Source organism: Vibrio palustris (genome assembly GCF_024346995.1).
Lineage (GTDB): Bacteria > Pseudomonadota > Gammaproteobacteria > Enterobacterales > Vibrionaceae > Vibrio > Vibrio palustris.
This window is the reverse complement of the sequence record NZ_AP024887.1, coordinates 2,514,219-2,533,439: the sequence shown is the minus strand read 5'-3', so window position 1 is coordinate 2,533,439 and position 19,221 is coordinate 2,514,219. Positions and strand designations below refer to the sequence as shown.

The following is a 19,221-nucleotide window of genomic DNA, read 5'->3' as shown; positions in this document are numbered from 1 at the left end:
AGAACACATGCCTAAGCAACATATTATTGTACTGTCGACTGGCGGTACAATTACCAGTAACACCGATAGTGAGCAGTCATCGACGTATCAGTCCGGTGGCGTGGATGTGGCGGATTTAATCGCCGTGAATGCCACGGTCAGTGTGAGTTGTGAAACGCTCGCGTCGGTCAGTTCACAAGATGTCGATGATCATATTTGGGATGTTTTATTGACACGTATTCGAGAGATATCCATGAATAATGCGGCTGATGGAATCGTGGTCTCTCATGGTACGGATACGCTGGAGGAATCCGCTTTTTTATTAGAGCTAACCTTGCAGCCAACGTGTCCCATTGTGTTGGTGGGCGCAATGCGTACCGCCAATACCCTTGGCTCGGATGGCGAAAGGGCGTTAGCGAATGCAATACAAGTCGCTGCTCATCCACAGTCTCAAGGTATTATCGCGATTTCTGGTGATCGAATTTTGCAAGGGCGTACTGTCTATAAATCTCGTACCGATGGCATTGATGGCTTTGCTAGTTACCCGGTGGGTGAGTTAGGGCGAGTGACACCGAAGAGGGTCGATTATTTTACTCAGGTGATGCCGCCCGTGTTCACGGAGCAATTGACTTTACCAAGTGCTGGCCTCTGGCCGAGTGTGCCGATTATTTATGTATCAGCGAATATGGAAAAATCGACGCTCTTGGTCTTGCGTGATGAGAACATAAAAGGTGTCGTGATTGCGGGGGTAGGGCACGGTAATGCTCCGCGTTGGTTGATGGATGAACTGCAAGCATTAGCGGCACAAGGTAAAAGCATAGTACGCTCTACCCGCTTGAATACTGGACATGCCTATCGCAACTTAGAAGTGGACGATGATGAGTTAAACTTTATTGCCTGTCGCAGTCTAAATCCACATAAATCTAGGATTTTACTACAATTATTGCTCGCTAATGACGTTGATTCGCCTCAAGCTCAGCAGCAGTATTTTGACTATTTTTAGCGTATTATTCCAACAATGACTGGCATGCATTGATATCGATTAAGAAGGTAAAAAAGCATTTGGATCATGGTAGGCGTAAAACTCCTCAATCAGCGTTTTAACACGCGGTAAGTTGTAATTATTTTGCCGTACACAAATGTGCACTGGGCGAGTGAGTTCATTGAGCTCGGTAAAATAGTGTAGGTGCTGGGGGGCAATATTTAACGCATTAATGATCGATAAAGGGATTAAGGCCGGCGTCGCACCACTTAACGCTAAATGGGCGGCGGCGGTATACGAGTCTAACTGCATGGCTGATGTTATTTGCAGTTGATTGAGAATCACGGCCTGATAGGCATTCGCTGAGTTACTTAAATCCGTGGTAATAACGTGGGACGGCAGATCTGTTAACGGTGCTTGGCTTAAAATATAAAAGGGCTCATCAAATAAATGAAAGGTGAGCAATCCTGTATGTGCCGGTAAATAACCCGCACATAATCCCATAGTTGCTTTACCAGAAACGACATTTTCAATGATTCTTGGTGTGTGATTCGTCGAGAGAATAATGCGACTATCTTTCTGAATCGCGGTGGACAACAACGTACTGAAATATCCAGAAATTAACGTTTCAGAGCAGTCTATCTTAATCGGGATGTCATTAGGCGTTGAGAGACTCTGTTCGTAGATTTTCCCTCGTAGCTCATTGAAGGTCGGGCCTATATTATCCAGCAGGGTGTTTGCCTCTGGCGTAAGGCGGACATACCTTCCCTGCGGCTCGATCAGTTTTTTCCCCAGTTTTTTTTCTAAGTGGCGAATACGTTTACTGACCGCTGATTGGCTGATATATAGCATGCTGCCTGTTTTACTCATTGTTTTAGCTTCTGCCAGCACCATGAGCGTTTCTATGCCTTCGAGTAACATATGTCATCCTTGAATATTGGGAATAGAAAGATTTTACGTGATCATCTAAGAAAAGGAAGCGTTCGGCTTAAAGGGATACTCACATCACCATGAGCTTATCCACTTAGAGCGTGATTGCCCTTTGCCGTGCGTCCATGCTGTCGCTGTGCCCATCCCATTTAACGCCACTCGCGCAAACGCGAGTAAGCCGTTATTTGTCGACGTGCATAGGTTTGGGACTGGCAAACCAACCCAATAAGATCCATATAAAACCAATCACTAATAGTGCAAGTAATGCGCCCGTCCATGAATGTTGCCAATCATGTAATGCACCGATCATAACGGGACCTAGCGCCGCTAAAGTGTAACCAATAAGTTGTGCCATCCCTGATAATGCAGCCGCTTGTCGAGTACTCGTCGTTCGTAGTGCCACAAAAGATAATCCCATAATAAAACCCATGCAGATCCCAAAACCAAATAAGATAGCCCATACACCTGACCAGCTTGGCAGGAAAAGTAATCCCAATATACTTAACCACGTTAAGCTGGTGGCGATTAGACACAGTCGACGATGACTCCCTAAACGGTTTATGAAGGGCGTGAGTATCAACGAGGGTAATGCACCTGCTAATTGCATATAGCCTTGATATAGCCCAGCGGTGGTGTCGCTATAGCCAAAAGCAATTAAAATCGATGGTATCCAAGCGATAACAATATAATTAAACAGAGAATTGACCGCGAGAAACCCAGCAACCTGCCATGCCGTTCGTGAGCGCCAAACATTGACGTTAGGCTCGACGGCGTTGCGTGGAGGCTGAGTGTGCGGAGTGAATTTTCCAGTAAACCAAATAACCAAAGGGAATAGGATCATCATGGCCTGACAGGCGAGGGCGAAAGCCCATCCGCTCATAGGCAGTGCGACACTGCCGCGTTCTAGCCATTGACTTAAAGGGACCGCAACACTGGACATAACAAAGCCGCCAACACTCATCATTAGTACATATAGGGCCGTCAACTGGACGATGTGCTGAGGATATTCACGCTTAAGCAAACTAGGTAATAAAACATTGCCAATCGCGATACCAGCACCGATAAATATCGCACCGAGATACAGAACGCTGATATTACCCACAGAGCGAATGGCCATGCCAAAAGCGATTAAACCGACGCCAGAAGCGAGAAGACGCTCAATATGAAAATATCGAGTCAGCCACGACGCCACAGGTGCAAACACCGCAAAGGCTAATAACGGAATGCTGGTTAATAAGCCGGATTGGGTACTCGACAGTTGTAAGTCGCGACTAATGCTCTCCAATAGCGGCGGTAATCCTGTTACTGGGCCGCGTAAATTAAGTGCAATAAACAAAATAAATAGTAGCAAATACAGTGTGTTTTTCTCAGTGATACGACGTGAATTATTCATAGGGAGATCCAAACTTGAGAGATTTTAAAGGTCGTACTAAATGCGTTAGACGTTGCGTTTAATTGAGTTATTTGGACAGTCAGTGACTCAATCCAGAGATGACGACCTTGCCGACGTTTTTGTCACCTCGTGTGTGGCTTTAGGACTGATACAATGTTCTAGAGCCTTTGCTGAGCGCTTAACGACTGAGCGCATTCCCGAGCGGTGAAAAATAGGCGAGTACCGCCTGATAAATCCCCTGGCGATGCGTGATATCGGGGTAAACTGGCTGCACATCCTGGCGCATGGTTCCAGCCACTAGATAAGCATTGTCAATCTGTGCACACGACTCGATCGCCGCCTCAAACGCCCGCGCCATCATCTCTGTGGGCGTGGAAAAGTACCGCTGGGCTAACGCCTGATCGGCTCGGACACTACGAGCCACATAATCATGCTTGTCGAGGGTGTCGTCGCTCAATAAAGTGATCGCGAATAGGGCCATCAGTCGCTCATTCAGCGGATGCTTTATCGGTGTACAGTTCTCAAGCCAGCAGTCACTGGCAAATCGGGGACGTAAGGTCGGCTGCACTGACGTGTCGAGGTTAAAGGCTTTATCCGCAATGTAATGATCGAAGGCGTGCCAGAATTCATGCGCCAGTGCGCCTGCGCCAGCATTCTTGGCTAAAGCTAACTCACGCTGGCGGGGATCATAATGTGCTTGCACGCCCTGACGTCCACCAGTGCCAAAGGCTAAGTTTAATGTGCCGCGCAGGCCTATGGCGTGCGGCGGAAGAGCGAGCAGATAGGCGAGATCGGCCAACGAGTCGTAGATAAGATTAGCCGCAAGCGCCTTTTCTTCTTGTGTCACCCAACGGCCAACCCGCAGGTTACCCATGGCAAAGGTGCGTTGGATGTCTTTGAACGTCGCAGGTTCGCCATGCCGATAGTCAGGGCCGCAGCGGGTTCGGTGTTTGAAATGCGTCAGCTTCACTGTTGGGGAATCCGGTCGCCTAATGTCTTAGTTGGGTAGTATACCCTAATCTCGGGGACAAGGACGAGGCCTGAGGTGGGTCATATCTAACTAAAAGGCGTCTAGGAAATCAGTGGCGATTCATCTGTCCATCTTCGATTCAGCTTGATCTTAGCTGACTTATTTGTGCCCCAAAGTCGTTTAGAGTTGGGACTCATTCATAGGCTGTTCATGTTGATTTGTCATGCCTAAAATTATGTAGTGATGGTGGGCTTGAGAGCCAACATTGCGCAATGACAAGTAGTCACTATTTGAACTATATTTGTGCTTCTTTACCCACTGTAGTAGAGCTGATAGTCTGTCAACGGTATTTGTTTTGTTGGGCTACAAACAAAAATTTGGTTATATTACCTTATTGGCTTAACCTCTATAAATAATAAAATTCACATGAATGACTACCGACTTATTTATCTTCGGATTGATCAGTATAAAAATGTTCAAAACAAAGGTATTCGCTTTACACTCGACTACAACATCCAAATTGACCAACACTGTGTCACTGTAACCTCCAGTGACTTTGGTTCAAGCGATCCTGTCAAAAATCCGCTCTCAGGTTTGGATGGTTTTAGTGCGATAGTTGGGCCTAACGGCTCAGGAAAATCTAACGTTTTAGAAGTACTTACGCATTTAGTTTGTCTAAATGAGTTCCCCTCAGACGGGAACAATGCCTCAGGTTTTCTGATCATTGAACGGTATAACTCTGGGTGTGACTCGGATCTCGTTATGATAACTAATAACAATGATTACACATTTAAGAATGGTGAAATTTCAAATAACATTAATTTTACAGAAAAAAAAGCCATTTATTACAATCCAATAGATGAAAATCACAGGCCAATAAATATAAAGATAGATGGAAGAAACCTATATCGTATTGGAGGTGATCCCGTACATAATAAGTTCAAAAATTCTAGTACCACAAACAATGTAAAGCAATTCGCAAGTTTTAAAGAAAGTATTGGTAATTACGACATATTTGAACAGATTTTCAAGAACTCTCACGCAAGTTATGTACTGCAATATGAGGAAATTAAAAATAAGGTTAGTTCATACTTATCTGCAATGGGGATTGGGGGCAATGCGATAAGACATAAGTGGTTTAGAGAACTCAAAACGGAGACGATAAAAATATTAGATGATGATAAGTTTAGCATTAACTACTTTTATATTTGTTATTTTTTCCTTTTCGCTACAAAATTCATTGAAAGAGAACAAATTAATGGAACTAAGTTAAAATATCACAAAGATGACATTTCATTATTATTTACAATACTTAGATTTGGTATTAATAATGATAATATTAAAAATGCCCAAGATAAAGCTCAATCTTTTTTGGAAGATCTCGGCCTTCAAAGCCATTATATTGAGTTTCATAAGTATGTAGGCCAAACTAGACATAAATTAGATCTCATTTCTGATTGTTTTCAAGAAACCGAAGTTTATGGTGGTTGTATCATTATCCCCTTCAATCAGGCTGGAAAACTTGATTTACTTAAACACCTAGTTGATGGAAATGAGTTAGAAGAGTTAGGAACTTACGAGATCAGCGGTGATAATATTTTCTCCTCTGTCTGTATCGATGGTTTGAGTTCAGGTGAAATGAATATCATCAACTTCATTGGAAATCTTGAGGAGAAACTCGACTATTTTACTAATATTCAGCCTATTGTGATTTTTGACGAAGTTGAACACACGTTTCACCCAGAGTGGCAACGCTTATTAATAAATACACTTATTAAAGTGTTCGAAAATAATAGAGTACAACCTCAGGTGGTGTTAGCTACGCATTCTCCGTTTATTTTATCTGACATCCTAAATAAAAAGACACTTTCATTAGGGAATCATAATGATATCAATGTAAATACATTTGCAGCAAATATTCATGACATATTAAAGTCTCAATTTATTTTACAGCGTTCAATCGGAGAGCATGCGGCAAATATTATAAAAAAGATAGCCGTTCAATTAGAAGATTTAGATACTAACAGTTGTGAAGAGTACAACTTAGAAACTATTAAAACGATAGAGCTAGTAGTGGATCAAGTCGGAGACCCACTGCTAAAAAGGGAATTACAATCCCGACTCGATCGAGTTAAAATACATCCTAGATCTATTAAAGGGCGTATTTTATCTCTTCTGGATGAAGGCTTAGACGAAAGGCAACTTTTAGCTCGTATCAAATCAATAGATGAATAAATATAATCATGTTTCTTATTAACAATGCAACCATTATCGATGCAATAAAAAAACACAAAGCGCATTTTAATCAACGACCATCTCAGATAAATATCTATACGGTTTATTTATCTAGAAATTTTGAAGAAATAATAACTGGCACGCCTGAAACTTTATTGAAAATTCTTAATGGTTTTTTTGACAAAATTAAAGATGACTTAATCAGTTTACCTATCTCAGATCAACTTAAACACAAATATGTTCATATTAGTGGTATCAAGAAAAAAAGCGGAAAAATTATTGATGTTGAGCTTACTTTTGAATGCCCTATATCACTAAGATCATTTTGGGATGCGCTGGACAACCATCTTGGAACTAATGCCAACATAGATTATGCTATTCAAGCTTTAGATAACATTGATTATCAATTGAAATGTCACTTAGATATACATACTTTAAATCGCCAAAAACTCAGTGAATATAAGAGGAAAAGTAAGAATCTTAGATCTGGAAAAACAGTAACAATTCTTGCGTCAAAATTAAATCCTTACCTTAATGAAAGGCTAATTACCTGCTATGTGGAATGTAAGGCAGTGTTTGATTACGATCTGTTTAGAGAAAAAAGTTTGGAATGGTGTGCGTACTCATTGACCAAGTATGTAGCGCCTAGGATTTGCCCTTATTGTAATCGAAATTTTACTCCAGTTGTTGTCATAGATAAAAATGATGAGGCAAGACCTGAGCTTGATCATTTTATTCCTAAGTCACTGTTTCCGATGTTTGCTGTTTCTTTTTATAACCTGATACCTGCTTGCCACAATTGTAATCATGCCAAAGGTAACTACAATGTGATCAATATCGACGCTCGAGGAAACTTGTCTTATAACATATCACATCCGTATTTGGTAGAAGATGACCTTAGCGAAAGGAAAGTATTTACTATAAAAAATAAGGCCCAAGATATTGGTATATTTTTTGATTACAATTCTCAAGAAAAATTACAGATAGCTCTTGAGCCTAACTTACCCTTCAAAGTTACTAACTCCCTGTCTATATATAAGTTAGCCGTGGCAACTGAAAATGGGCTTGAAGGTTATTATAGTCATCATGATAAAGAGCTTATCACCAGCCTAAATATGGTTAGAAAGTACCCTGATACTGCCATTGAGTCTATCGTTAAATTGTTTAAAGAAGAACAACAGATTATAACACCTCAATCAATTGGAAATTTAAAACGCTCATTGCTACAAATGGTTATTCCAGAAAACGCAAAAGAAGAGACCTTGGGAAAGTTGAAAAAAGATATACTCACTGAACTACTTATGCATCTTATATGATGATATGAAAATGGAATTGTATTAACTATTTTACTAACTCAATTAGACGATAGTACTTTAGTGCATTTTGTCCAAAAACGCGATAAGTCCGCAAAGAAATCGGATTGTGATGGCGTATAAAATATCGATATTTATGAATATTTTAGATGACTAAACTGATTATTTGAATACATGCTTCTACCCAAATCAAGCGTGAGAGATGCATTAGAGATGGGATATCGTAAGTCATTCATGATGCCTCAAATTATTCGAGTTATCGATATTAGGGCAGATGATCTAACAAGGTTTTGTCCAGAAACGTGTTACTGATCACCAAGCGATTCTGTCGTACTACTAAATCAAAATTGTCAGATCGTGCATGAATCAGCACATTTAAAAAGAGGATGCCAGTGGCATCCTCTTTTTTTGCTTATGTCTAAATGACTATGTGATTTAAACAGCGCTCTGCGATATGGCTAGGAACTTTTACTGAAGCGAGTAGGCTACGGCATGTGCGGCGTAGATCGTGAACCGCAAAGTGTTTGATGTTTCCACTCTAGCTGGGGGCTAAAACATAGCCCCAAATATTTATAAATACTTTACCCTGTTTAAATGTTTCCCGTACCCCACGCCGTACCCAGATTGATTTTTATTGGATATATAATCCGTCAAATCCCTTATTTAATGCGCTCTAAAAACACACCTGCTTCCATATGGTGGGTGTATGGGAACTGATCAAATAAAGCAAAACGTGTGATTTTGTGTGTTTCGCTCAGCACATCGAGGTTTTCTTTTAATGTGTCTGGGTTACAAGAGATATACATGATGCGCTCGTAGCCCTGCACCATTTTACAGGTATCAATATCCATCCCCGAACGTGGCGGATCAACAAAAATGGTATTGCAGTTATAGCTTTGCAGATCAATACCTGCAGCATTTAGGCGACGAAACTCGCGCTTGCCTTCCATTGCTTCGGTAAAATCTTCGGCCGACATGCGAATAATTTGTACATTCTCAACTTTGTTTGCGGCAATGTTATATTGCGCTGATTGAACCGATGGTTTAGCGAGCTCTGTCGCTAAGACACGCTCGAAGTTTTGTGCTAATGCGAGTGAGAAATTACCGTTACCACAGTACAGCTCTAATAAATCACCTTGGCTGCCTTGGGTACAATCCACCGCCCATTCCAGCATTTTTTCGGCGACTGGCCCATTGGGTTGGGTAAAGCTATTCTCAACTTGCTGATAAATATAGGGCTGACCATGTACATTCAAGGTTTCGACAACGTAATCACGATCAAGGACCACTTTCATTTTGCGTGCACGGCCGATCAAATTGATATTGTAGCCTTCTTCAATCAAGGTGGCTTTGAGGGCTTTAGCCGCTTCGGTCCAAGTGTCATCGAGTTGGCGGTGATATAATAGTGAGACAAGAATCTCGCCGCTCATGGTAGATAAAAAGTCGACTTGGAATAGCTTGCGACGCAATGTGTCATTGCCTTTTAATGCGTCAATCAGACGTGGCATGAGCTGATTGATTAACTGACTGGCAACAGGGAACTGATCAACGCGATACTTTTCGCGCGTTTCTTGGTTGAACATGATGTAATACATATCATCACCTTCATGCCAAACACGAAATTCTGCCCGCATACGGTAGTGTTGCTCTGGAGACTCATAGACCTCTAGCTCAGGAACGCCATAGGGTGCAAACATCTCAGTTAAGCGTGAGACTTTTTCTGCAAGTTGTTGTGCGTATCGGTTAGGGTTGACATCAAGAGTCGCCATTCGTAATACCTTTATAGGGTGCATTTCATGTGAGAGCGCAGATTCTATTCAATCACACTGAGTTGTCCAGCGTTTGTCTCATAATTTATGTGAATTTCCGCCAGATTGATGCCGAGCCATCACGTATCAATGTGCTTGGTGAGCGGTATGAATATTACCATAAATACGGCTTATGGGAGAGGGCGCTTGCCGAAAGGAGTGGTATGTACGAAATGAAGATTATTAAATCGTCAAAAGAGTCAGGCCTGAGAATACTCTCAGGCCTTTTTTGACTACATCGCGTAATCTAGAGTAACGAAGTACGTACGTCCGACAACATTTTCCATGTAATCTTGGTCATCATCTTCAAGATTTTTATCGAGAACATTATTGACGCCAGCCTTCAGTGTGAATTGATCATTGATATGATAGCTACCACCTATATCAACGATGGTATATGGGTCAAACCAAATACTCTCATAATTCTTAGCGTAGCTCTCACCGTACTGCTTACCTGTATAGTTGATACCGGTATACAACGATAAGTCGTTTGTTGCCATCCAATGTAGTCTTGCGTTAACGAGCCAGCGAGGATTATTTTGTAGATCACTGTCATCCTCAGTATTGATCGCACGTGTATAGGTCGCTGTGGATTTTAGATATAGGTCATCGTTAATATCAACGGAGCCTTCTAATTCAAGGCCGCTAGTTTCGACATCATCCTCAATGTTTGTATAACTGATAAAGCCTGTTGAGCGAGTCGATGTGTCACGGTCAATCATATTTTCCACTTGGTTATAGAATACAGTCGCCTGTACATTCCATGACTGAGCGTTATAAGCCGTAGAAAATTCGTAACTTTTTGACTCTTGCGGTTCAAGGTCTGGGTTACCCGTTAACGTACATCTACCGCCACAACTGATAATGCCAAATTGTTCAGAGGATTGATAAATAGTTGGGGCTTTAAAGCCTTCGGCATAACCACCTTTTAACGTGAGATTATCCGTTGCGTTGTAAACCAAATAAGCTCGCGGGGTAAATTTACTGCCAAACTCACTGTGGTGGTTTAAACGTCCACTCAAGGTGGCGGTGAGATCATCGGTTAGGCCAATTTGGTCTTGAAGATAATAACCGGTTTTCGTCACAGACGGCGTACCATCATAGTCGCGGTCAATTGAAATCGACGTGTACTCAAGGTTGATACCTGTGGTGATAGTTTGTTGGTCGATGGCAGTGACGGCTATCCGCGCATCGACGTTGTGGTTTTGTTGTTCTGCGTTCGATTTTTCTAGAAGAGGGCTGGCATTATCAACATAAACTTTTGAGTTTTCATAGAGGTAGTCGACAGTATCTGTACCCCAGCTCCATGTACCCTCATGGCCAAGTGAGGCGTTAAACTTTTTACTATTGTAGGTATCATCATCAGAAGAGTCGCTTTTATCTGAGCCAGGGAATTTACGATCGTCTTTAAGATAGCCCAGCCCAAAATTGATAGTATTGTCATCATTCACGAGCAATGATAATTGAGTATTAATACCCTGACGTTTCTGCTGAGCATTACCGGTAAAACTGTTGTTGTTTTGAATGTCATCCGGGAACCACTTATCTTTTTGAGTGGCTTCGATAGATGTGGTGTAAAGTAATTTTCCAGGTACAGCTGCACCGCTTAAGAAAACATTGCCTTTTTTCAGTGTCCCATCGCCTTCTTCTGGTTGAGAGTAACTGACGCTGGCATTCACCCTCGTGTCTTCTGTCGGTTTTTTCAAAATGACGTTAATGACACCACCAATCGCATCACTCCCATACAGAGAGGACATTGGACCGCGGATAACTTCAATATGATCGATGGCACTCATAGGGATACTGGAAAAATCGAAGCCAGCGCCACGGATCAAGGTTTCTGAAGAGCTAATACGTTTACCATTGACGAGTAATAAGGTGTAGTTGTCATGAGCTGAAGCGTCATTTTTGAGGCCACGAATGACAATTCTTGGCTCGCTAGACATATCTTTCGACACATGAACGCCGGCGACGCCTTGCAGAACTGTTGCTACATCCGTTACCGGAATTCGGTTAATTTCTTCATTGGTAACAACACTAATTGATGCCGGTGCATCTTTGATTGACGTTTGGTTGGTGGTTGCGGTCACGACGACGACATCAGAAACATCCGCTTGAGATGTTGCCTTCGTATTATCAGCGGCCACCGCGGAATTTGCGATGAGTGCGAATGCGACTGCGCAACTCAAATTTTGCAATTTCATACTTATCCCTTAATACAAGTTACTTTTTCTTTTGGTTAAACAAAGTGATGAGTCCTTTTGCTAGCATGACACGCCAACTTAAATAGTCATGGCCGCTAGCAACTTCCTCAAATTCAACGTTATAACCTTTATATTTCAATATCTTATAAAGGTCTTGGTTGGTTTCGAGAATACTGGCAAACGCAGGGTTAGTTTCGAATATTCCCGCGTTCATATAAATATCAATAGCTTTGTGTGGGGCTTGTGCAAATTCGTTGGCCATCCAGTTGTCCTGGTGTGTATGGGGAGAGGCTTGAGTATCTGGTGACCACCAAAATGAGCCTGACTGGCTCAGCACTTTGCCAAACTGCTCGGGATGCTTGAATGCGATATACATGGAGGCTAAACCGCCGAAACTAGAGCCGGTTAGTATGGTATTGCTGGCATCTGGACATAGATGATGAGCGTGACATAGCCAAGGTTTTAATTCGTTGGCGAGAAAATCGGCGTAGGGCTCATTGGGAGTGAGCTCTTTGGCTCGCAAACTCGGAGTTGGTGTATTAATAAACACCGCTCTTATCGGTGGAATTTGACCAGTCGCAATCAAATTATCCAAGATGGTCGGCGTTGGGATTTTGGTTAGATAGCTATCCCCATCAAATACCATCAGTAAAGGGGCATCTGCCTCTAGGTGATAATGAGGATTAGGTTGATAAAGGCTAATCTTACGTGTGTTATTAAGCCGTTTACTGGTGTATTGGTAATCTGTTATCTGACCTTTAGGATTCCCCATGGTACGGTCATAGAGGTGACTCGGGGCTTTGTCGAGTTGCACCGTTGAAGCTGCGCCAAAAAGGCCGTCACGCGAGCCAAAAAGCGCGTTATGATTGAGTGGGTCCGGCTGTGCAGTAGCGAGTACTGCTCGACGTTGCTCGGTGCTGTTATCGTCATCAAGTTGCGGTACATTGGGAGCGATGCGATAGGAAAAGAGTGTCTCTTCTGGCACCTCGTAAGTTTTAAACCAAATACTACTCCCCTCTAATAAAGAAAGGTGAGCGTGACCTTCATAAGGAGCGCCAAGCACGCGAACATTATTCACGTTACCATGATAAAGAAAGGTCAGTAGTACATTGCCATTGGGCGCTTTTTCTATTAGAGGCGCGCCTTTCTTTTGGATAATCTGCCAGAAATGCTCTTCTGCAAATGACAAACCCTGCGTGAGCTTGTGTTGGGTTTCGAGAAGAAGAGGGCTGATGAGCTCCTGCTTTGGAGAAACAAACTGATTTTTCTTTAAAGGTAGTGTGTGTAGATTGAATTGAATATGCGTTTGCTTATGGAATTCTGGTTGGATATGAAAGGTGTAATTACCTTTCTCTGATGCAAACCAAAATATCTCCGCTTCGGTATCACCTGATGAAACAAGCTCTTTTTCTATTTTTCCATGATGATTCGTGACCACAAGGCTATGTAGTGGCTGATCACTGGTGATGGTACCGCGATAATATTGGGGCGCAGAGACGGGGAGGACGAATGTGTCACCATGATCGATATTCAACTCTCTCGTGAGAGTCGAAGCATCAGCTGTGATGGAAGAGACCAGCGTTATCATTGTCATGGTTAAACCTAAGAATCCTTTCACTTGAGAACCTAACTGATAATCATTATCAATATTATTTGTATTTGTTCGAATTATACATATGGTTGAGTAGAGGTAAAGAAAAATTCATGAGAAACCTGCGTCATATCGTTCTCGATATGACGCACTGGCTATTTTTGATAGCAACGTGATTTTTAATTAGTTATCGAGAGTTGCACCACCATCAACGCGCAGATCATGGAGCGTAATATGATTGGCAGCGTCAGACATGAGGAAGAGTATGGTCTGCACGATGTCGTCAGGCTCTGCAATTTTTTTCAATGGTATTCCTAGACGGTAGTGCTTCGCGTCACCGTCTATTACCTGTTGCTCGCCATAATTTTCATTCCATAACTGCATTTGCATGGCGGTACGAGTGGAACCTGGGCTAACAATATTGCATCGAATGCCAGACTCAGCCAGTTCCATGCCAAAGCATTTGACGAGCATATGCAGTGCCGCTTTCGAGGCGGCATAAGCACCCATATTGGCACGTGGTGTGTTGGCGGCATTAGAACCGATGACGACAATATTACCGTTACCGTGAGATTTCATATGCTGCCCAATTTGTTGGAGCAAAGTGGTTGCCCCAAAGACGTTGACTGAAAAAGTCTCAGTTATCGTTGATGTAGGAGCGGTTAAAATGGGGTTTAAATTTAATATGCCAGCACAGTGTATCAGCTGATCTATCGTGCCAAATGAGTCTATCCAGCGCGGCACCTCAGCCATAATGTCTTCGCAATTAATTAAATCTAACTCTCTGATATGTAATGTTTTTGGGTGGGTTTCTTGCAGCTGTTGCGTGGCACCGTGGAGCTCGGATAGATCGCGGTCTGTGGCCAGTACACGAGCACCGCAACGTAATAGTTGTTTGAGAGTGGCCAGCCCGATGCCCTGAGAAGCACCAGTGAGCAGTACCTGCTGATTTGATAAATCGATAGTCATGAAATATGCCCTTTTTTTATGCGTTAAGTGGAATAATTTGTGATCTTTGTCCCTCTTATTTAAATGCTAACACAAATAATAATGATAATGTTTCGTATTTAGATTGTTAGTGTGTAATCTTAGCGGCCTATTGGATTTAATGTCCAGAAACAGGTTATAAGATTAAGAGGGAGCTGTGATGAAACGAGAAGTGATTGGCTACAACGAGCTGTCGAATGTAGTTTTAAAGCAAAACCTTGATTCGGCACCATTCTTTTTTGCATCTCCATCCGCGACCATGTTGGGAGTAGGGATTGAAGATACGTTCACAGGGGTTATCCCTTTTGCTCAACTGGCTGAAAAAGCAACGTCAATGTTGCAAAAAGCAAAGAAAAATGAGCAAGATAATCCCGTTTTGTTTGGTATCGTGCCATTTAGCGAAGACAATCCATCTCGATTTTTAATTCCTGACCATCTGCACGTATCGAGTAGTACTAGAGCGGAACAGCATGCCCAACCTGCCTATCATGCGCCCGGTAAATTGGTCTCTGCTCCAACTGGAGAGCATTATAAACAGGCAGTGCAGGATGCTATTGGGTTATTTTCAAATACGGATCTCTCCAAAGTGGTTCTTTCCCGCGCGCTAGAGGTAGGAACGGATGAGGATATCGATCAACTTCGTTTACTCAAAAATATGCTGGCGATTAATTCGGCGGGGTATACCTTTGCGGCAAGCTTAGCCAGTGGCAATAAGATGATGGGTGCTAGCCCAGAATTATTAGTCGCCAAAAAAGGCAGTAATATCACCTCGAATCCGTTGGCTGGATCGCTGCCTTGTTCTGATGATGTGGCGGTTAATGCTATGCGTTCTGAACAGCTCCTTAATTCGGCGAAAGATCTCTACGAGCATAGCTTCGTTGTTGAAGAGGTAGAACGGGTTCTCAATAAGTACTGTCACGGCCTCTACACTCCTATGGCTCCCTCGGTGATAAAAACCAAAACAATGTTGCATTTAAGCACCCTATTGGAAGGTCAGGTGGATAACCCTGATATTAGCGTATTGCAACTGGCCTCAGACCTACATCCTACACCTGCGGTCTGTGGTTACCCTCGTCAAGCGGCCTATCAAGCAATTCGTAATATTGAACAATACGATCGAGGCTATTTTACTGGCATGGTGGGGTGGTGTGACTCGCGCGGTAATGGCGAATGGGTGGTGACTATCCGCTGCGCTGAAGTACAGAAACGGTCGATGAAAGTCTTTGCTGGGGCGGGTATTGTCAGTCAGTCGCAACCGCAAAGTGAGCTGGATGAAACGGGCGCTAAGATGAGTACGATATTGTCTGCGGCTGGAATTGAACTCAACGATATGCTCGTTGCTTGAGGTGTCTGACATGCAAAATGAACTGACTCTCTGGCCGGATAATTTGGTGCAGCAGTATCGTGACCATGGTTATTGGCAGGACAAAACCTTGTGTGATTATCTGTTTGAGCGCGCGCGCGAGCAGCCTGAGAACCTCGCGATGATTTGTGGTGAGCGGCGCTATACCTACGCTGAGATGGTTGACATCATTCATCGATTTTCCGCTGGGTTTACCAAGTTAGGCCTTCAAGCTGGCGATAACGTCGTTCTGCAAATGACGAATGTCGCGGAGTTTTATTTGTGCTTTTTCGCCTTAGTGCAAAAAGGTATTCGACCTATCATGGCATTGCCTGCTCACCGTTACTCAGAGATCGCTTACTTCTGTCAGCATGCCAACGCTAAAGCCTACATAATTGATGGAACCTGCTCGACTTTTAACTATCAAGCGCTAGCGCACGACATACTAGAAAATAATGCCAGCGTTTCGCGAGTGATCGTAAAAGGTGACCTGCATTATACGGATTCTCGTTTTACGTCGTTAGCGGAGTGTTTGGCTGATACGGATGTAACTCAGGATGCCAATCCCTGTGATATCGCCTTTTTTCAGTTATCAGGCGGGACAACAGGCGCACCTAAACTGATCCCAAGAACCCATAATGATTATGCGTACAGCGTCATTGGTAGTAACGCGCTCTGTGATGTTGATGAGGAAACACGTTTCTTGTGTGTCTTACCTGTTGCGCATAATTACCCATTTAGTTCCCCTGGTGCATTGGGGGTTTTTTGGGCGGGAGGCTGCGTGATTATTGGCGCGGATACTCAGCCCCAAACGGCGTTTCGTTTGATAGAGCAACATAAAGCGAATTTTGTGCCGCTGGTACCGCCCTTAGCATTGTTGTGGATGGACTTTGCCAAAACTCAGCCTTATGACTTGTCCAGCTTAAAAGTAATACAAGTGGGGGGCGCAAAATTTAGCGAAAATGCAGCGAAAAGATTACTAAATGTATTCAATTGCCAGCTACAACAAGTTTTTGGTATGGCGGAAGGATTGGTGAATTACACCCGTTTGGATGATCCCATTGAGGTGATTACACAAACACAAGGCCGTCCTATTTCTAAACTGGATCAAGTGCGTGTGGTCAATGAGGCGGGAGAGGATGTTGCGCAAGGTGAAGAAGGATTCTTAATTACACAAGGGCCTTACACGATCCGCGGTTATTACAACGCGCCGCAGCATAATGCGCGCTCCTTTACTCCTGAAGGGTTTTATCGAACGGGCGACATTGTCCGCCAAACTGAGCAGGGCAATATTATCGTCACCGGTCGTGATAAAGACCAAATCAACCGCGGTGGTGAAAAAATTGCCGCGGAAGAAATTGAGAATCAACTACTCCGTCATGACGCCGTACATGATGCCGCTTTGATCGCGATTGCAGATGACTATTTAGGTGAGCACAGCTGCGCAGTCATCGTTATGTCATCGACACAATCTATTCGACCCATCGAACTCAAACGTTTCTTGCGTCAGCAGAGCTTAGCGGAATTTAAAATCCCCGATCAAATCCAATTTATCGATGAACTTCCGAAAACGCCCGTAGGAAAAATCGATAAGAAAAAACTCCGAACTTTATTTTCAAAAATAACAGCATCCGTTTAAGGAAGATAACATGTCGATACCAAAGCTTAACTCATACTCTCTGGATAACCTTCTTGATGGCATAACCAATAAAGTAAGCTGGAATCTTGATGCCAACCGAGCGGTGTTACTGATTCATGATATGCAGCAATACTTTCTCGACTTCTATGCTGATGATGCTTTGAAGGCGCGCTTAATTCAAACCGTATCGGAAATCAAAGCGGCATGTAAAGCACAGGGTATTCCCGTTGTGTATACCGCACAGCCTGGTGATCAAGCACCTCAAGATCGTGCTTTGCTCACGGATTTTTGGGGTACAGGCTTAAAAGCAAGCGACCAAGTGACGCGTATTGTGCCAGAGCTTGCTCCGGATACGGATGATACGGTACTAACCAAATGGCGTTACAGTGCGTTCAAACGTTCACCCTTGCTCGAGACCATGCAAGAGCAACAGCGCGATCAGTTAATTATTGTCGGTGTTTACGCGCACATCGGGTGCATGCTCACTGCTGCGGATGCTTTTATGTATGACGTACAAGCGTTTTTTGTCGCCGATGGGCTGGGGGATTTTTCTCGTGAAGATCATATTGATGCACTTCAGTATGTCGCGAAGCGATGTGGTTATGTCACGAATCAGGCTGACATACTGCAATGTATTCAAGAGCAACAGAGCGTAGCAACGTTACCGACCAGTAAAGCGCAGTTAAAGAGCTTGATTGCTCAACTGATTGAAATCGAAGAAAACGACATTTATAACGATGACAACCTATTGGATTTAGGGTTGGATTCTGTACGGGCGATGATGTTATTAGGACGCCTGCAAAATGCTGGCTTAAACACTTCCTTTGCTGAGTTTGCCTCAGCCCCTTCTATCGATGGCTGGTGGCAGTTAATCGAGCCTCAGATTGCGGCTTAGTTGGAGTGGGTCATGGCATTCATTGGTCATAAGCAAAGCACTCAACTGGGCGGTATGGTGGTGTATTTTCGCCAGTTTGATCCAGAAAAATACCGCCCCAGCCGACAGACGCTTAGCCTGATTAAGCGTCACAGCTTAGAGTTAGCCGTAAAAAAACGACAAGTTGAATTTATTGCTGGCCGACAGGTTGCCAATGATGCCTTATCTACACTGGGATTTTCTCACGACACAGTTATCCCTATCGGCTCAGGAAGAGAGCCGGTATGGCCAACAGGCATCGTGGGCTCTATTTCGCATAACCACAACACTGCAGTATGTGTCACTAGCCAGAGTGATGCACTTTCAGCGCTCGGGGTCGACGTTGAAACGCTGCTCCAGCCTTCAGTGATCGATGCGGTATTGCCATTGATTGCAACCCCCAATGAAATCGATCTCTTTAACATGAGTCGATGGACCAAGTCATCGATGGCAACTGTGTTGTTCTCTGCCAAAGAAAGTGTATTTAAAGCCCTTTATCCACGAGTAAAGCAATATTTGGAATTTAAAGATGCAGTCCTAACCGAGCTCAATGAAGTGAGTGGGACTGCGACATTTACTCTATCTTCGTATGTGCGTCAGCTATGTGGTAAGACGGAATGCCGGAGCTTTTTCCGTTTAGGTGATCATCAAGTCATCACGCTGACCTATTTTTAAGTGCGCACTGCCTTTAATGCTATTTAAAGAAAGACCTTATTATGAAAGATCAATATATCAATCCATTTGATGATGAGCGTTATCAGTTTTTTGTTTTAGTCAATATCAAAAACCAACACAGTTTATGGCCGGATTTTCGACCGACTCCTGAAGGGTGGAGCGTGTTATTCGGGCCGGCGACAAAAGCAGAGTGTTGCGAATATATTGAAGACAACTGGCTTGATATTCGAGTTTGAGTTGCGACAGAGAAACAAAAAAGG

Annotated in this window: 15 protein-coding genes; 8 read left to right on the top strand and 7 right to left on the bottom strand. The window is 43.2% G+C overall.

All coding sequences use genetic code 11. The features are described from left to right. The first annotated feature begins 7 nt into the window (after positions 1-7). The gene (locus OCU30_RS11800; RefSeq protein WP_077315504.1) at positions 8-982 is read left to right on the top strand and encodes an asparaginase; all 975 of its coding nucleotides are present in this window, start codon (positions 8-10) and stop codon (positions 980-982) included. A gap of 39 nt (positions 983-1,021) precedes the next feature. Here the strand turns inward: OCU30_RS11800 and OCU30_RS11795 are convergent, their stop codons facing one another. The 3 genes from OCU30_RS11795 to OCU30_RS11785 all read right to left on the bottom strand — a co-directional run bounded on the left by OCU30_RS11795 (position 1,022) and on the right by OCU30_RS11785 (position 4,254). Then, positions 1,022-1,882, bottom strand: coding sequence for a LysR family transcriptional regulator (locus tag OCU30_RS11795; protein ID WP_077315505.1), 861 nt, complete (start codon positions 1,880-1,882; stop codon positions 1,022-1,024). Between the two features lie 190 nt (positions 1,883-2,072). After that, positions 2,073-3,284 carry an MFS transporter gene (locus OCU30_RS11790; protein ID WP_077315506.1) on the bottom strand — a complete coding sequence of 404 codons (1,212 nt, stop codon included), beginning with the start codon at positions 3,282-3,284 and terminating at the stop codon, positions 2,073-2,075. A gap of 178 nt (positions 3,285-3,462) precedes the next feature. After that, positions 3,463-4,254 carry a CLCA_X family protein gene (locus tag OCU30_RS11785; RefSeq protein ID WP_077315507.1) on the bottom strand — a complete coding sequence of 264 codons (792 nt, stop codon included), beginning with the start codon at positions 4,252-4,254 and terminating at the stop codon, positions 3,463-3,465. Positions 4,255-4,680: 426 nt separating this feature from the next. Here OCU30_RS11785 and OCU30_RS11780 point away from each other — a divergent pair, with 426 nt between their 5' ends. Further along, positions 4,681-6,489: an AAA family ATPase gene (locus OCU30_RS11780; RefSeq protein ID WP_077315508.1), complete on the top strand. Its 1,809-nt coding sequence runs from the start codon at positions 4,681-4,683 to the stop codon at positions 6,487-6,489. 8 nt (positions 6,490-6,497) lie between these two features. After that, on the top strand, positions 6,498-7,805 hold the full coding sequence (locus OCU30_RS11775) for an HNH endonuclease (RefSeq protein ID WP_077315509.1): 1,308 nt from the start codon (positions 6,498-6,500) through the stop codon (positions 7,803-7,805). Between the two features lie 656 nt (positions 7,806-8,461). Here the strand turns inward: OCU30_RS11775 and trmA are convergent. The 4 genes from trmA to OCU30_RS11755 all read right to left on the bottom strand — a co-directional run bounded on the left by trmA (position 8,462) and on the right by OCU30_RS11755 (position 14,374). Further along, positions 8,462-9,571 carry a tRNA (uridine(54)-C5)-methyltransferase TrmA gene (trmA, locus tag OCU30_RS11770; RefSeq protein ID WP_077315510.1) on the bottom strand — a complete coding sequence of 370 codons (1,110 nt, stop codon included), beginning with the start codon at positions 9,569-9,571 and terminating at the stop codon, positions 8,462-8,464. Positions 9,572-9,843: 272 nt separating this feature from the next. After that, positions 9,844-11,814, bottom strand: coding sequence for a TonB-dependent receptor plug domain-containing protein (locus OCU30_RS11765; protein ID WP_077315512.1), 1,971 nt, complete (start codon positions 11,812-11,814; stop codon positions 9,844-9,846). A 19-nt stretch (positions 11,815-11,833) separates the two neighbouring features. Beyond that, positions 11,834-13,408 carry an alpha/beta hydrolase gene (locus tag OCU30_RS11760; protein ID WP_077315513.1) on the bottom strand — a complete coding sequence of 525 codons (1,575 nt, stop codon included), beginning with the start codon at positions 13,406-13,408 and terminating at the stop codon, positions 11,834-11,836. 180 nt (positions 13,409-13,588) lie between these two features. Then, entirely contained in the window at positions 13,589-14,374 is a 786-nt protein-coding gene (locus OCU30_RS11755; protein ID WP_077315514.1) for a 2,3-dihydro-2,3-dihydroxybenzoate dehydrogenase, read from the bottom strand. Between the two features lie 178 nt (positions 14,375-14,552). Here OCU30_RS11755 and OCU30_RS11750 point away from each other — a divergent pair, with 178 nt between their 5' ends. The 5 genes from OCU30_RS11750 to OCU30_RS11730 are packed head-to-tail and all read left to right on the top strand — an operon-like array spanning position 14,553 to position 19,197. Further along, positions 14,553-15,737 carry an isochorismate synthase gene (locus tag OCU30_RS11750; RefSeq protein ID WP_077315515.1) on the top strand — a complete coding sequence of 395 codons (1,185 nt, stop codon included), beginning with the start codon at positions 14,553-14,555 and terminating at the stop codon, positions 15,735-15,737. Between the two features lie 10 nt (positions 15,738-15,747). After that, positions 15,748-17,373: a (2,3-dihydroxybenzoyl)adenylate synthase gene (locus tag OCU30_RS11745; protein ID WP_077315516.1), complete on the top strand. Its 1,626-nt coding sequence runs from the start codon at positions 15,748-15,750 to the stop codon at positions 17,371-17,373. 10 nt (positions 17,374-17,383) lie between these two features. After that, a complete protein-coding gene (locus OCU30_RS11740; RefSeq protein WP_077315517.1) occupies positions 17,384-18,268 on the top strand; it encodes an isochorismatase family protein in 885 nt (294 codons plus the stop codon). 12 nt (positions 18,269-18,280) lie between these two features. Next, positions 18,281-18,961: a 4'-phosphopantetheinyl transferase family protein gene (locus tag OCU30_RS11735; protein WP_077315518.1), complete on the top strand. Its 681-nt coding sequence runs from the start codon at positions 18,281-18,283 to the stop codon at positions 18,959-18,961. A gap of 41 nt (positions 18,962-19,002) precedes the next feature. Then, positions 19,003-19,197: an MbtH family protein gene (locus OCU30_RS11730; protein WP_077315519.1), complete on the top strand. Its 195-nt coding sequence runs from the start codon at positions 19,003-19,005 to the stop codon at positions 19,195-19,197. Positions 19,198-19,221: the final 24 nt, after the last annotated feature.

Excerpts from the sequence above, each read along its gene's own strand:
- trmA (WP_077315510.1), bottom strand. The coding sequence starts at position 9,571 with ATGGCGACTCTTGATGTCAACCCTAACCGATACGCACAACAACTTGCA.
- OCU30_RS11750 (WP_077315515.1), top strand. The coding sequence starts at position 14,553 with ATGAAACGAGAAGTGATTGGCTACAACGAGCTGTCGAATGTAGTTTTA.
- OCU30_RS11775 (WP_077315509.1), top strand. The coding sequence starts at position 6,498 with ATGTTTCTTATTAACAATGCAACCATTATCGATGCAATAAAAAAACAC.
- OCU30_RS11735 (WP_077315518.1), top strand. The coding sequence starts at position 18,281 with ATGGCATTCATTGGTCATAAGCAAAGCACTCAACTGGGCGGTATGGTG.
- OCU30_RS11755 (WP_077315514.1), bottom strand. The coding sequence starts at position 14,374 with ATGACTATCGATTTATCAAATCAGCAGGTACTGCTCACTGGTGCTTCT.
- OCU30_RS11800 (WP_077315504.1), top strand. The coding sequence starts at position 8 with ATGCCTAAGCAACATATTATTGTACTGTCGACTGGCGGTACAATTACC.
- OCU30_RS11795 (WP_077315505.1), bottom strand. The coding sequence starts at position 1,882 with ATGTTACTCGAAGGCATAGAAACGCTCATGGTGCTGGCAGAAGCTAAA.
- OCU30_RS11765 (WP_077315512.1), bottom strand. The coding sequence starts at position 11,814 with ATGAAATTGCAAAATTTGAGTTGCGCAGTCGCATTCGCACTCATCGCA.
- OCU30_RS11740 (WP_077315517.1), top strand. The coding sequence starts at position 17,384 with ATGTCGATACCAAAGCTTAACTCATACTCTCTGGATAACCTTCTTGAT.
- OCU30_RS11730 (WP_077315519.1), top strand. The coding sequence starts at position 19,003 with ATGAAAGATCAATATATCAATCCATTTGATGATGAGCGTTATCAGTTT.
- OCU30_RS11780 (WP_077315508.1), top strand. The coding sequence starts at position 4,681 with ATGAATGACTACCGACTTATTTATCTTCGGATTGATCAGTATAAAAAT.
- OCU30_RS11760 (WP_077315513.1), bottom strand. The coding sequence starts at position 13,408 with ATGACAATGATAACGCTGGTCTCTTCCATCACAGCTGATGCTTCGACT.
- OCU30_RS11745 (WP_077315516.1), top strand. The coding sequence starts at position 15,748 with ATGCAAAATGAACTGACTCTCTGGCCGGATAATTTGGTGCAGCAGTAT.
- OCU30_RS11790 (WP_077315506.1), bottom strand. The coding sequence starts at position 3,284 with ATGAATAATTCACGTCGTATCACTGAGAAAAACACACTGTATTTGCTA.